We start from the raw sequence: 13,385 nt of genomic DNA on the forward strand, positions 1-13,385 counted from the left end.
TGCGCCCTAAGTCGCGGTTCATGCTGACTCCGATCCAGGCGCAGGAACGCGCCGCCGATATCGTCGCCCGTGCCGTGAAGGCGGGGGTGGATGCCGCCGATGCCGTGTTCGCCGCCGATGCCTCCACTGAAGTTTCCGTCCGGCTTGGCAAGCTGGAGGATGTCGGCCGGTCGGAAAGCGAGGATCTGGGGCTGCGGGTGTTCGTAGGACAGCGCTCGGCAAGCGTCTCCACCTCCGACCTGTCGCCCGAAGCGCTTGATGCGCTGGTCGAACGCGCGGTGGCGATGGCGCGGGAGGCGCCCGAGGATAAGTGGGCCGGGCTCGCCCCCGAAGAGCGGCTGATGCATGGCGCGCCGCCGTTGCTCGATCTGGATGATGGCGGTGAGGTGTCGCCGGCGGAGCTGCGCGAGGCGGCGCTGGCGGCGGAAGAGGCAGCGCGCGCCGTCGCCGGCGTCACCAACAGCGAGGGGGGCGGGGCGAGCGCTGCGCGCAGTGTCTGGGCGTTGGCGACCAGTCATGGCTTTGCCGGCGGCTATGCGACCACCGGCTACGGCATTTCGGCAAGCGTGATCGCCGGTGAGGGCAGCGGGATGCAGCGCGACTACGGCTTCCATTCTGCGCGGCATCGCAGCCGGCTCGATGCGCCGGCGGTGGTCGGTCGACTTGCGGGTGAGCGGGCGGTGGCGCGGCTTAATCCGGGCAAGATGGAAAGCGCGGCGCTGCCGGTGGTGTTCGATCCGCGGGTCGGCGCCGGGCTGCTCGGGCATCTGACCGGCGCGATCTCGGGACAGGCGATCGCGCGGCGGACGTCGTTCCTGCTCGAGGCGCTGGGCAGCGCGGTCTTCGCGCCTGGGATCACCATCTCGGACGACCCGCATCGGCCGCACGGCCTGCGCTCGCGACCCTTCGATGGCGAGGGGCTGCCGGTGTCGCCATGCGCGATCGTGGAGGGCGGCGTGCTTCAGACCTGGCTGCTTGACAGCGCCTCGGCCCGGCAGCTGGGCATGGAGCCGACCGGCCATGCCGCGCGCGGGGTCGGCGGCGCACCCGGCGTGACCACGAGCAACCTTTACATGCATCCCGGCGTGGTGCCCGTGGAGACGCTGATCGGCGACATCACGCGCGGCGTTTATATCACCGAGCTGATCGGCCAGGGCGTGAACGGCGTGACGGGCGATTACAGTCGCGGGGCGGCCGGCTTCCTTATCGAGGAAGGCGCGATCACGCGGCCGGTCGCCGAATTTACCATCGCAGGCAATCTCAAGGACATGTTCCTGAACCTCACCCCCGCGAACGATCTCGAATTCCGCCACGGCACTAATGTGCCGACGGTGCGTATCGACGGAATGACGGTAGCTGGTGGCTGAACTCGCCGACGAGGTTGCGGCGATCGCGCGCGAGGCGGGGCAACTCGGCATGGCGCGCTTTGGCAGCGATTTCGCGCGTTGGGAGAAGACGCCGGGCAGCCCGGTGTGCGAAGTGGACCTGGCGATCGACGACATGCTGCGCCAGCGGCTGTCCGCATTGCTACCGGACGCGGGCTGGCTCTCCGAGGAGACCGCGGACAACCCCGACCGGCTGGCGTGCGACCGCATCTGGGTGGTCGATCCAATCGACGGCACGCGCGACTATATCCGCGGGCGGACCGGCTGGGCGGTGTCAATTGCCCTGGTCGAGGCGGGGCGCGTCGTGATCGGTGTGCTGGACGCACCGGGCCGCGGCGAGTTGTGGCAGGCACGGGCCGGGGCGGGCGCGACCTTGAACGGACGGCCGCTGTTGGCCAGCGCACGGACGGCGTTCGCCGGTGCACGCGTGCCGACCGATGCCTTGCCCAAGGCGGATCGCGATCTGACGATGGTGGAGAAGCCCAATTCGATCGCGCTGCGCATGGCGATGGTAGCGGACGACCGCGCGGATCTGGTCGCGACGTTGCGCTGGGGGAATGAGTGGGACATCGCCGCCGCCGCGCTGATCGCGCAGGAGGCGGGTGGTTCGGTGACCGATGCGCGGGGGGCGGAGCTGGTGTTCAACAAGCCGGATCCGCAGGCATTCGGGGTGATTACGAGTAGTCGGGGGATCCACCAGGCGGCGCTGGATCGATTATCGTCGCGGGCGCGGGCTGCTTTGGCGGGCTGACCGCCCCTCCCCCGTTCGTGCTGAGCTTGTCGAAGAACGTGCCAAGCAGTGGTGCGTTCGAGGCACGCCCTTCGACAGGCTCAGGGCGAACGGTGCAGGTGGCGACGTCCTCCCTTTCGTTCGTCCCGAGCATCGTCGAGGGACAAGCTACAAGCGCTTCCGCCCCTGACCTGTGTCTCGCCTTCGCTCGACACGAACGTTGGCGGTTGCTCTCCCGTCACCCCGGACGTGATCCGGGGTCCCGCTTCTTTTCGGCATTGCACAGCCAGCGGGACCCCGGCTCAAGGCCGCGGTGACGGGGATTTGAGTTACTTCTGGCAGGCCACGACGGTGGCGATTACGCCAAGCGTGTCCTGCGGATCGCGGACGCGCACCGTATCGAGCCCGAGTTCCTTGGCGGGATAGTCGTTGCCGCCGGGGAAGATCGCATCGCCGACGAACATCATCGAATCGAGCGGGATGCCGCTTTCGTCGCGCAGGCGCTTGAGGCCATAGGCCTTGTCGACGCCCTCCTGCGTGATGTCGATCGAGGTCGCGCCGCCCATGTTGATCGACAGGCCCGGCAAGCGCTTCTTGAGATCGGCCTGGATCACCTTGCGCTTGGCGAAATCAGGATCCCAGCTTTCCTTGGCGTGGATCGGCGCCTGCTGGCCAAGCGCGGAGAAGGTGATCTGGCTGCCGCGATCCTCGATCCGCTCGCCCCAGGTCTGTTCGGGGGCGAAACCGGTCGCTTCAAGCGCTTCGTCGAACGCCTTGAGGATCTTCTGCTTCTGCTCGTCGGTGAAAAGCTCGGCATAGACCGTGTCCCACTTGCCGTCGCGGAAGACGAACAGCTTGGTGCCGGTGGTGGGCATCAGCCACAGTTTCGACCGGTCGGCGCGTTCGGGCAGACGGCTGGCAACTTGTTTGTCGAACTGTGGCCAGTCGCCGCCGGAGATCACCGCGACATGCGCGACGTCCAGCAGATCGGCGAGCGCCTCGCCCATATTCTCCTTGATCGCCTGCTTGCTCTCCGCGAGCGTGCCATCGAGATCGAAGGCGACGAGCTGCTTCACATCATTCTCCCCAAGATGAAATGGTCGATGGCGTGCGCGACGCCGTCCGCGTCGTTCGCCGTGGTGACGTCGGCGGCCTTGGCCTTCACCTCGTCGGTGGCGTTGCCCATCGCGATGGCGCGGCCGGCGCGGTCGAACATGGCGATGTCATTGGCCTGATCGCCGAGCACGATCGTGCGTTCGAGCGGCACGCCCATCGCCTGCGCCAGTGTGGCGACGCCGTCGCCCTTGTTGGCGGCGATGGCGGTGATGTCGAGATAATAGCTTTGCGACTTCACGATCGTTGCCTGACCCTCGAAGCGGGCGACAATCTGGTCCCGGAGCGTATCGAGCAGCGCAGGTTCGTCGCTGACGAAGGTGATCTTGTCCGCCCGATCGAGCAGGTCGGCGAAGCTCTTGCAGATCACCGGCTCCTGATTGGACGACACGCGTTCGCTCGGCATGTGCGGGTTGTCGACGCTGGAGGCATACCATTGGTTGTCGGCGAAGACCCAGGTGTCGACGGGCGTCTCACTGGCGAGGGCGAGCGCGCCGCGGGCAACCGTTTCGTCAACGAGATGGTGGCACAGGATCTCGCCATCGCGACGATAGACAAGCCCGCCGTTGAAGGCGCCGATCGGCACGTCGAGCGCGAGTTCGTCGGCGATTGGCGCAAGACCGGACATCGGCCGCGCGCTGATGATCGTGAAACCGAAACCGGCGTCCTGCAGCCGCTTCACTGCGGCGATCGTACCGGGGGTGAGCTTCTTTTGCTTGTCGACGAGCGTGCCGTCGACGTCGCTGATGACGAGTGTCATTCAGTTACCTTGTGCAGTTCCCCGGCGCAGGCCGGGGTCGAGTTACGAGCCGGATCGATCGAGCCGCTTACGTCTCTCAACTGGACCCCGGCCTTCGCCGGGGAGCAGCTTGCCGGAGGCTGATCATTGCGGGATCTCGACGTGGCCGCCGAAGCCGTAGCGCATGGCGGACAGCAACTTGTCGCCGTACATTTCGTCGATGCGGCTGCGATAGCGGGCGAACAGCGCCGTGGTAAGGACGGCGACGGGCGTCGCCTGCTCCATCGCCGCCTCGATCGTCCAGCGACCCTCGCCCGAATCGGCGACCTTGCCCGAGAATTGCTCGAGCTTCTGGTCCTGCGCCAGCGCGGAGGCCGTGAGATCGAGCAACCACGAGGAGATGACCGAGCCACGGCGCCAGACTTCGGAAATTTCCGCCATGTTGAAATCGAAACGCTCGTCTTCGGGCAGATGCTCGACGTTACGGCCCCACAAGACGTCGAAGCCCTCGGCATAAGCCTGCATCAGGCCGTATTCGATGCCGTTGTGGACCATTTTCACGAAGTGGCCGGCGCCGGCGCGGCCGGCATGAATATAGCCCTTCTCGGCCCGCGGATCGCAGGCTTCGCCACGGTTGGGGGTACGCGGCACGCTGCCAATGCCGGGCGCGAGCGTGTCGAAGATCGGATCGAGCAGGTCGACGGTTTCCTTGTCGCCGCCGATCATCATGCAATAGCCGCGCTCGAGCCCCCAGACGCCGCCGGAGGTGCCGACGTCGACGTAATGGACGCCCTTTTCGGCCAGCGTCTTGGCGCGGCGAACGTCGTCCTTCCAGAAGGTGTTGCCGCCGTCGATGATGATGTCGCCCTCGGCGCAATCATGCGCGCACAAAGCGTCGACCGTTTCTTCGGTGGGCGCACCGGCGGGAAGCATGACCCAGTAGATCGCGGGGCTGTCGAGCTTGCCTTTCATGTCGGACAGCGACTCCGCGCCGATCGCGCCCTCGCCAGCAAGGCCGGTGACCGCTTCGGTGTTGCGATCCCACACGACCACCTCGTGGCCGCCGCGCATCAGCCGACGCGCGATGTTGCCGCCCATGCGGCCGAGGCCGATGATGCCGATCTTCATACTCTCAGGCTCCACGTGAAGTTGCCATTCGGGCTGAGCCTGTCGAAGCCCGTGCCGCCGGCGGTGACGCTCGTGACACGCCCTTCGACAGGCTCAGGGCGAACGGTGGAGGGTTGGCGTTCGTTCCGGGTCTGGTCTCAGGCCGCCGCGGGCTGCTTGGCTTGAATCGAGCCGAGCAGGTCGTCGAATGCCTTGCTGAACGACGCGACGCCTTCCTCGACCAACGCTTCGGTGATGCCGGCAAGGTCCAAGCCCAGCCGCTCGGCATTCGCCAGCACCTGGCGCGCACCATCGACATCCTGCGTCAGCGTTACCCCCGCAGTGCCGCGCTCCCGGAAGGCGTCGAGCGTCTTGGGCGGGACGGTGTTGACGGTATCGGGGCCGATCAGCGTGTCGAGATACAGCGTATCGGGGTAGTCCGGGTTCTTGGTGCCAGTCGACGCCCAGAGCAGCCGCTGCGGCTGCGCGCCCTTGGCGGCGAGCGCTTGCCAGCGATCCGAGGCGATGAACTCCTGATACCAGGCGTACGCCATCTTGGCGTTGGCGATGGCGACCTTGCCCTTCAGCGCCTTGGCTTCGTCACCGCCGACCCCCGCATCGATTTTCTCATCGATCTTACTGTCGATGCGGCTGACGAAGAAGCTGGCAACGCTGGCGATGCGATCGATCGGCTCGCCGCGGGCGACGCGCTGTTCGAGCCCCTCGACATAGGCGAGCGCGACCTTCTGATACGATTCCTGCGAGAACAGTAGCGTGACGTTGACGTTGATCCCATTGGCGATCGTCGCGGCGATCGCGGGAACGCCGGCGGGGGTGCCGGGGATCTTGATCATCAGGTTCGGGCGGTTGACCGCCTTCCACAGCTTCTCGGCCTCGGCGATTGTGCCGTCCGTGTCGTTGGCGAGATAAGGCGACACCTCGAGGCTGACATAGCCATCCTTGGCGTTCAGCCGGTCGTAGATCGGACGCAGCGTCTCGCACGCGGCCTTGATGTCCTGAATCGCGAGGTGCTCGTAGCGGTCCATCGTGGCGGCGCCGGGGTTCTCCTTGTCGAACGCGGCAAGCGTGCCGTCGTACGCGGTGCCCTTGCCCATCGCTTGCTGGAAGATCGATGGGTTGGAGGTGACGCCGGTCACGCCATCCTCGGCAACCAGCTTTTCGAGGCCGCCTTCTTCCAGGAACTTGCGGTCGACGAAGTCGAGCCAGATCGCCTGGCCGAGGTTCGCGAGATCGTTGAGCTTGCCCATTTCTGTCTCCATCCGTTCGTGTCGAGCGAAGTCGAGACACGTTGGCGCAGGATAACGCCTGTCCCGTCCGGCCCCGGTCCTCGACTTCGCTCGGACCGAACGGGGGGGTGGTTACAAGCTAGGCAGCCATGACCTCTTTCGCCACCTTCACCACGTTATCCGCGGTGAAGCCGTACTTGTCCGCCAACTTTGCGATCGGAGCGGAGGCGCCGAAGGTCGACATGGTGATCGTCTTGCCCTTCAGCCCGACGTAGCGATCCCAGCCGATCTCGCCCGCCATCTCGATCGCGACGCGCGCGGATACCGTCGACGGCAGCACGCTTTCCTTGTACTCGTCCGACTGCTTCTCGTAGCGGAACCAGCTCGGCATCGAGACGACGCGGCTCTTCACGCCTTCGGCCGTCAGCTTCTCGTGGGCCTCGATCGCGAGGCTCACTTCGCTGCCGGTGGCGATCAGGATCACGTCGGGCGTGCCGTCACTGTCGGCGAGGATATAGCCGCCCTGCTTCACGCCATCGGCGCTGGCGTATTTGCTGCGGTCGAGCGTCGGCAGTGCTTGCCGCGACAGGACCAAAGCGGCGGGCTGCTTGTGATCCTCGACGATCGCGCGCCATGCCGCGGCGACCTCGTTGGCGTCGCCTGGGCGGAACATGTCGAGTCCCGGCGTCGCGCGCAGCATCACCATCTGCTCGATCGGCTGGTGCGTCGGACCGTCCTCCCCCACGCCGATCGAATCGTGCGTGAACACCCACACCGCGCCGAGCTCCATCAGCGCGGACAGGCGGACCGGCGGGCGCATGTAATCGAGGAACACGAAGAAGGTGCTGCCGTAAGCGCGCAGGCCCGACAGCGCCATGCCGTTGACCACCGAGCCCATGGCATGTTCGCGCACGCCGAAGTGGAAGTTGCGGCCGGCGTAGTTGCTCGCCTCGAACGAGGCCTCGCCCTTGATGTCGGTCTTGGTCGAGGGCGCGAGATCGGCCGAGCCGCCGATCAGCCACGGCATCTTCTTGGCGATGGCGTTGAGCACCTTGCCGCTCGAATCGCGGCTGGCTACGCCCTTGGCATCGGCGTCGAAGGTGGGAATGTCCGCATCCCAGCCGTCGACCAGCGTGCCGGTGAGGATCGCATTCACTTCGGCGGCGAGCTCCGGGTGGGCGCTCTTGTACTTTTCGTAGGTTGCTTCCCAGGCTTCGCGCAGCGGCGCGCTGCGATCGACCATCGCCTTCTCGAAGGCCTGCTGCACGCCATCGGGGACGTAGAAGCTCTTGTCCTCGGGCCAGCCGTACGCCTGCTTGGTGAGCTTGACGTTTTCTTCGCCCAGAGCCTCGCCGTGCGCCTTTTCGGTGCCGGCGCGCGGGGAGCCCCAGCCGATCACCGAATGGACAATGATCAGCGTCGGCTTGTCGGTGGTAGCGCGGAACTGCTCGAAAGCCTTCGTCAGCGCGGCGACGTCGTTGGCGTCGTCGACGTGGATGACGTTCCAGCCGTATGCCTTGAACCGCATGCCCACGTCCTCGTCGAAGGCGAGATCGGTGCCGCCCTCGATGGAGATGTGGTTGCTGTCGTAGATCCAGCACAGGTTGGAGAGCTTGAGGTGACCGGCAAGGCTGGCCGCCTCGGCCGCGACGCCTTCCATCATGTCGCCGTCGCCGCACAGCGAATAGACGTCATGGTCGAAGAGGGTGAAGCCGTCCTGGTTGTAGCGCGCCGCCATCCAGCGCTCGGCGATCGCCATGCCGACCGAATTGCCGCAGCCCTGGCCCAGCGGACCGGTGGTGGTCTCGACGCCCACGGTGTGGCTGTATTCGGGGTGGCCCGGCGTCTTGGAGCTGAGCTGGCGGAACTGGCGGATGTCGTCGAGGCTCACCGCCTCCCCGCCGTCGGGCTGCTTCACGCCGGCGAGGTGGATCAGCGAATATAGCAGCATCGAGGCGTGGCCGACGGACAGAACGAAGCGGTCGCGGTTGGGCCAGTGCGGATGCGCGGGATCGTAGCGCAGGAACTTGGTCCACAAAGTATGCCCGACGGGCGCCAGCGCCATCGGCGTTCCGGGGTGACCCGAATTCGCCGCCTGCACTGCATCCATCGAGAGCGTGCGGATCGTGTCGATTTGCAACCGCTCGGGCGAGCCGTCCTCGTGGACGTCGGCAGGCAAAGGGGTGGCGGTGTCGGTCATCAGGGGCTCTCGCTAGTTCTTGGCGCTGGACGGCTTTGGATCGAACGCGCGGGCCGATGCCCGGTTGCCGAGTCCCCGTCCCCCTAGACGTTCGCTCCGTCGCGTTCCAGTCGCGTAACGAAGTGGTCTCTCGTCATCCCCGCGGAGGCGGGGATCCATACGCGCAGGTTCTCGCAGGAACCGCGAGGGCAGCGGTTATGGATTCCCGCCTTCGCGGGAATGACGATGCACTAGGTGCGGTCGCGACGGGTTACCTCGCCGGCGGCGGATATATAGGCTGCATCCACCTCATCGAGGAACAGGCCATGGCCTAGCGCACCGGGGATCGCGTCGATCGCTCCCGCCAGCGCGTGCGGATCGGCCAGAGCGGCGAAGCGGCAGTCGGCCACGAGATTGCCGTTGTCGGTCCAGTAATCAGGTCGCACGGTCACGGCCGCCCCGAGTTCCTCGAGCCGGGCGACAACGAAGCTGAGGGCGAACGGCAGCACCTCGACCGGCAGCTTAGCCGCTCCGATCGCCTCCACGCTCTTCGATCCGTCGGCGATCACGACGAAGCGCTTCGCTGCCGCCGCGACCGCTTTCTCGCGCAGCATTGCGCCGCCTGCGCCCTTGATCGCCCATAGCCTGGCGTCGATCTCGTCGGCCCCGTCGATCGCCAGGTCGAGCGACGGCACCTCGGCGAAGTCCCGCACTGCGATACCGGCCGCGATCGCCGCCTGCGCGGTTGCCTTGCTGGTGGCAACTGCCTCTACCTTGAGCCCATCCGTGATGCGCCGCGCCAGTGCCGCGACCGCGAAAGCGGCGGTTGATCCGGTACCCAGGCCGACGATCATGCCGTCGCATATCTCCGCCACCGCCGCTTCGGCCGCCAGCCGCTTGTCCTGCTCGACGCTCATGTGTCGGCCTCTAGCGCTTCCGTGGGCCACGCGGCTACAGCCGATGGCATGACGATCGCTCGCCTTCTCGCATTTGCTCTCGTTCTTTGTGGCGCGCCGGCCGCGGCCCGCTGGCCGAACGGCGCCAGGGCGGCGGTCGCGCTCACCTATGACGATGCGCTCACGTCGCAGCTCGACATTGCCGCACCGGCGCTCGATCGCGCGGGGCTGAAAGGTACCTTCTTTCTCAGCACCGTGAAGCGCGAGCACGTCGACCGCTGGCGCACGCTAGCCCGCCAGGGGCATGAGCTCGCCAACCATTCGATGTTCCACCCCTGCCCGGTGGGAACGTATCCGGAAGACCCGCGCTACACGTCGGAGGCCTATACGCCGGCGCAGATGGTGCGCGAGATCGAACGGCAGGAGGTGCTGCTGACCGCGATCGACGGGCGGCAGAAACATGGCTTCGCCAGCCCCTGCACCGTCAACGCGGTGAACGGGCAAGATTATCTCGCGCCGCTGACCACCGCCGGTATCGTCAGCTACGCGCGCTCGATGACGGATCTGCCCGCCGCGCGTTCTTCGGTGATCGCCGACCCGATGCGCATCGCCGGGCGCGGCTTCAAAGAAACGGTCACCGGCGCGGAGCTGATCGCTTATGCGCAGGAAGCAATGCGCGACGGCGGCACGGCAGTGTACGTCTTCCACGGCGTTGGCGGTGATTATCTGCAGACCTCCGCGAAGGCGCATGAGGAACTGCTCGCGTGGCTGCGCGCGCACAAGGAGATCTGGGTGGCGCCACTCGGCGAGATCGTCGCCTGGAGCCAACGCCACCCTGATCCTTAACCGTACTTCTGCTCGTCCCACCACGGGAAGAAATCGGGCATGTTGGCGGACACCTTGTCGGGATAGGCCGGCGTGCGCTTCTCCAGGAATGACGTGACGCCTTCCTTGGCATCGCCCGAGCGACCGCGGGCGAGGATCGCGCGGCTGTCGATCTTGTGCGCGTCCATCGGGTGCTGGAAGCCGAGACCGCGCCACAGCATTTGGCGGGTGAGCGCGACCGAGACCGGCGCGGTGTTGTCGGCGATCTCCCGCGCCAGCGCGTTGGCGACGGCGAGCAACTCGCCGCCGGGCACCACCTGCTTGACCAGTCCGCCGTTCAGCGCCTCCTGGGCATCGAACACCCGGCCGGTGTAGCACCATTCCAGCGCCTGGTTGATGCCAACAACGCGCGGCAGGAAGAAGCTGGACGCTGCCTCCGGCACGATCCCGCGCCGCGCGAACACGAAGCCGAAGCGCGCGCTATCGCTAGCGATGCGGATGTCCATGGGCAGCTGCATGGTGGAGCCGACGCCGACCGCCGCGCCGTTCACTGCCGCGATCACCGGCTTCAGACATTCGAAGATGCGTAGCGTCAGGCGGCCGCCGCCATCGCGCGCTTCTTCCATCTCATAGGTCAGCCCGCCCTGCCCGCTGCCGTGATCGGGACGATCGCTGCGCTTGTCATAGTCGAACGTCTTGGCGCCCGCCGACAGATCCGCCCCGGCGCAGAAGGCGCGGCCGGCGCCGGTGACGATCACGCATTTCACGTCATCGTCGGCGTCGATCTTGTCGAACGCATCGATCATCTCGGCCATCATCGTGCCGGTGAACGCATTCAACTTCTCGGGTCGGTTGAGCGTGATGGTCGCGATGCCGTCCTTCACGTCATAGATGATCTGCTCGTATGCCAAGCCGCCTCTCCTCCTTGCGCCGCCCCTCCGGCAGCTGTCTTCACTACCATAACATTATTTATGGTGGACCGCGCAAGCGCGGGCGTGCCGTAGCGGCATTTTAGAAGATGCGGTTCGCCATTCCCGCCCTTGCCCGGTGCAACTTTCCATCATCCGGTCGAGGGAGGCTTGCGGCCCTGCTGCCGTCGCGCCTACAGATACGCTGCACCCGCGAACGGGACGAGGAAGCCAAGGGGAGTTTGTCGTGAACGCAGACGAAATGAAGGCCGCGATCGGCAAGGAAAGCGTGTCCGACTGGGTCGAAGTGACGCAGGAGATGATCAACAAGTTCGCCGACGCGACCGGCGATCACCAGTTCATCCACATCGATCCGGTGCGTGCCAAGGAAACGCCGTTCGGCACGACGATCGCACACGGCTTCCTGACGCTGTCGCTGCTGCCGCTGCTGTCCGCCAAGAACCCGAACATGCCGCGGCTCGATGGCGTGAAGATGGGCGTCAATTACGGCGGCAACAAAGTGCGGTTCCTGGCGCCCGTGCCGTCGGGATCGAAGGTGCGCGGGCGTTCGAAGCTGACCGAGTTCGAGGAGAAGCGTCCGGGCCAGTATCAGTTCACCACCGAGACTACGGTGGAGATCGAAGGATCGGAGAAGCCGGCCATGATCGCCGAGTGGATCACTCAGGTTTTTGCCTGATCTGATCTCCCATCCCGCTTGCGGGAGGAGTCAGGGGTGGGCTGTCCATAACCACGCTTTCCCCTGACCGACACGCCCAACCCCCAACCCCTCCCCGCAAGCGGGAGGGGAGTTGAAGGACCACCATCCATGCGTTCCGCCGTTATCGTTTCCACCGCCCGCACCCCGATCGGCCGTGCCTATCGCGGGGCGTTCAACAACATGCTGTCGCCCACCCTCGCCAGCCACGCGCTGAAGGCCGCGGTCGAGCGCGCCAAGATCGACGGCGCCGAGGTGCAGGACGTGATCATGGGCTCCGCGCTTCAGCAGGGTGCACAGGCGACCAACATCGCGCGCACGTCACTGTTGCGCGCGGGCCTGCCGACCTCGGTATCGGGCATGTCGCTCGATCGGCAGTGCGCGTCGGGGCTGATGGCGATCGCCACCGCCGCCAAGCAGATCGTCGTGGACAATATGGACGTTGCGATCGGCGCCGGCGTGGACTCGATCAGCATCGTGCAGACGCCGCAGATGCGCGTGCAGCCCGACCCTGAGCTCGTGGCAATGCACAAGGACATCTACATGCCGATGCTGCAGACCGCGGAAGTGGTCGCGAAGCGCTATGGCATCAGCCGCGATGCGCAGGACGAGTACGGCTTCCAGAGCCAGATGCGGACTGCTGCCGCGCAGGCTGCCGGCAAGTTCGACGACGAGATCGTTCCGGTAACTGCCAACATGGCGGTGGTGAACAAGGAGACCAAGGAGGTCTCCTATAAGGAAGTCACCCTGTCGAAGGACGAGGGCAATCGCGCCGACACGACGCTGGAAGGCCTGAAGGCGCTGAAGCCGGTGCTCGGGCCGGATCTCAACATCACCGCCGGCAACGCTTCGCAGCTGTCGGACGGCGCATCGGCCAGCGTACTGATGGAAGAGAAGCTGGCCGAGAAGAAGGGCCTCACCCCGCTCGGCCGCTACGTCGGCATGGCAGTGGCGGGGACCGAGCCTGACGAAATGGGCATCGGCCCTGTCTTCGCGATCCCCAAGCTGCTTGAGCGGTTCGGCCTGAAGACCAGCGACATCGGCCTGTGGGAACTGAACGAAGCGTTCGCGGTGCAGGTGCTTTATTGCCGCGACAAGCTGGGCATCCCTGATGAGCTGCTCAACGTCAACGGCGGCGCGATCTCGATCGGTCACCCTTACGGCATGTCAGGCGCGCGTATGACGGGCCACGCGCTGATCGAAGGCAAGCGGCGCGGCGCGAAGTACGTCGTTGTCACGATGTGCGTCGGCGGCGGCATGGGCGCGGCCGGGTTGTTCGAAGTGCTTTAATTGAGCATTCGCCGGGGACGCGTGATGTATTTCATAAGCACCTGACCATGAGCCCCGGCCGCTGCTACGGCCGGGGCTCAAGTCGTTTAGGGCTCATGCTCCTGTACGAGCCCCGCCGGGCACCTCAATTCCCGCTGGATTCGATTTCCGTCAGACCAAGATCGCAAAGGCGAACGGCACCAGCAAAAAGGGGCACAATTCGGCGAGCCTCATAGTTGCACCTCCCCATGCAACAGTTGGATTGCTGCCGC

At 65.9% G+C, this 13,385-nt stretch carries 11 protein-coding genes and 1 pseudogene; 5 read left to right on the top strand and 7 right to left on the bottom strand.

Annotation, left to right across the window (positions count from 1 at the left end; translation table 11 throughout):
• The first annotated feature begins 20 nt into the window (after window positions 1-20).
• Both SPHI_RS03255 and SPHI_RS03260 read left to right on the top strand, forming a co-directional pair.
• Window positions 21-1,367, top strand: a complete 1,347-nt coding sequence (locus SPHI_RS03255; RefSeq protein WP_076743450.1) for a TldD/PmbA family protein — start codon at window positions 21-23, stop codon at window positions 1,365-1,367.
• Window positions 1,360-2,136 carry a 3'(2'),5'-bisphosphate nucleotidase CysQ gene (locus SPHI_RS03260; protein ID WP_076743451.1) on the top strand — a complete coding sequence of 259 codons (777 nt, stop codon included), beginning with the start codon at window positions 1,360-1,362 and terminating at the stop codon, window positions 2,134-2,136. Before SPHI_RS03255 ends, SPHI_RS03260 begins: the two co-directional genes overlap by 8 nt.
• A 308-nt stretch (window positions 2,137-2,444) precedes the next feature.
• Here the strand turns inward: SPHI_RS03260 and SPHI_RS03265 are convergent, their stop codons facing one another.
• The 6 genes and pseudogenes from SPHI_RS03265 to rpiA form a co-directional block, all read right to left on the bottom strand.
• A complete protein-coding gene (locus SPHI_RS03265; protein WP_076743452.1) occupies window positions 2,445-3,191 on the bottom strand; it encodes an HAD-IIB family hydrolase in 747 nt (248 codons plus the stop codon).
• The gene (locus tag SPHI_RS03270; RefSeq protein ID WP_076743453.1) at window positions 3,188-3,988 is read right to left on the bottom strand and encodes a Cof-type HAD-IIB family hydrolase; all 801 of its coding nucleotides are present in this window, start codon (window positions 3,986-3,988) and stop codon (window positions 3,188-3,190) included. The genes SPHI_RS03265 and SPHI_RS03270 overlap by 4 nt, the downstream gene beginning before the upstream one ends.
• 123 nt (window positions 3,989-4,111) lie before the next feature.
• Window positions 4,112-5,158: pseudogene (gene gnd / locus SPHI_RS03275) on the bottom strand (phosphogluconate dehydrogenase (NAD(+)-dependent, decarboxylating)); the annotation flags it as partial.
• 74 nt (window positions 5,159-5,232) lie between these two features.
• Window positions 5,233-6,342, bottom strand: coding sequence for a transaldolase (tal, locus tag SPHI_RS03280; protein ID WP_076743455.1), 1,110 nt, complete (start codon window positions 6,340-6,342; stop codon window positions 5,233-5,235).
• Window positions 6,343-6,460: 118 nt separating this feature from the next.
• Window positions 6,461-8,521: a transketolase gene (tkt, locus tag SPHI_RS03285; protein ID WP_076743456.1), complete on the bottom strand. Its 2,061-nt coding sequence runs from the start codon at window positions 8,519-8,521 to the stop codon at window positions 6,461-6,463.
• 230 nt (window positions 8,522-8,751) lie between these two features.
• The gene (gene rpiA, locus SPHI_RS03290; protein ID WP_076743457.1) at window positions 8,752-9,417 is read right to left on the bottom strand and encodes a ribose-5-phosphate isomerase RpiA; all 666 of its coding nucleotides are present in this window, start codon (window positions 9,415-9,417) and stop codon (window positions 8,752-8,754) included.
• 48 nt (window positions 9,418-9,465) lie between these two features.
• Here rpiA and SPHI_RS03295 point away from each other — a divergent pair, with 48 nt between their 5' ends.
• A complete protein-coding gene (locus tag SPHI_RS03295) occupies window positions 9,466-10,242 on the top strand; it encodes a polysaccharide deacetylase family protein (protein ID WP_076743458.1) in 777 nt (258 codons plus the stop codon).
• Here the strand turns inward: SPHI_RS03295 and SPHI_RS03300 are convergent.
• Entirely contained in the window at window positions 10,239-11,132 is an 894-nt protein-coding gene (locus tag SPHI_RS03300) for a crotonase/enoyl-CoA hydratase family protein (RefSeq protein WP_076743459.1), read from the bottom strand. The genes SPHI_RS03295 and SPHI_RS03300 overlap by 4 nt on opposite strands.
• A gap of 259 nt (window positions 11,133-11,391) precedes the next feature.
• Between SPHI_RS03300 and SPHI_RS03305 the strand changes: the two genes are divergently transcribed.
• Both SPHI_RS03305 and SPHI_RS03310 read left to right on the top strand, forming a co-directional pair.
• Window positions 11,392-11,826, top strand: coding sequence for a MaoC family dehydratase (locus tag SPHI_RS03305; RefSeq protein WP_076743593.1), 435 nt, complete (start codon window positions 11,392-11,394; stop codon window positions 11,824-11,826).
• A 129-nt stretch (window positions 11,827-11,955) separates the two neighbouring features.
• A complete protein-coding gene (locus tag SPHI_RS03310; protein ID WP_076743460.1) occupies window positions 11,956-13,134 on the top strand; it encodes an acetyl-CoA C-acyltransferase in 1,179 nt (392 codons plus the stop codon).
• The last annotated feature ends 251 nt before the right edge of the window (window positions 13,135-13,385 follow it).

Origin of the sequence: Sphingomonas jeddahensis (genome assembly GCF_001981525.1) — a bacterium.
Classification (GTDB): Bacteria; Pseudomonadota; Alphaproteobacteria; order Sphingomonadales; family Sphingomonadaceae; genus Sphingomonas; species Sphingomonas jeddahensis.

Coding starts and splice junctions, on each gene's coding strand:
- SPHI_RS03255 (WP_076743450.1), top strand. CDS start 21: ATGCTGACTCCGATCCAGGCGCAGGAACGCGCCGCCGATATCGTCGCC.
- SPHI_RS03270 (WP_076743453.1), bottom strand. CDS start 3,988: ATGACACTCGTCATCAGCGACGTCGACGGCACGCTCGTCGACAAGCAA.
- tal (WP_076743455.1), bottom strand. CDS start 6,342: ATGGGCAAGCTCAACGATCTCGCGAACCTCGGCCAGGCGATCTGGCTC.
- tkt (WP_076743456.1), bottom strand. CDS start 8,521: ATGACCGACACCGCCACCCCTTTGCCTGCCGACGTCCACGAGGACGGC.
- rpiA (WP_076743457.1), bottom strand. CDS start 9,417: ATGAGCGTCGAGCAGGACAAGCGGCTGGCGGCCGAAGCGGCGGTGGCG.
- SPHI_RS03295 (WP_076743458.1), top strand. CDS start 9,466: ATGACGATCGCTCGCCTTCTCGCATTTGCTCTCGTTCTTTGTGGCGCG.
- SPHI_RS03305 (WP_076743593.1), top strand. CDS start 11,392: ATGAAGGCCGCGATCGGCAAGGAAAGCGTGTCCGACTGGGTCGAAGTG.
- SPHI_RS03310 (WP_076743460.1), top strand. CDS start 11,956: ATGCGTTCCGCCGTTATCGTTTCCACCGCCCGCACCCCGATCGGCCGT.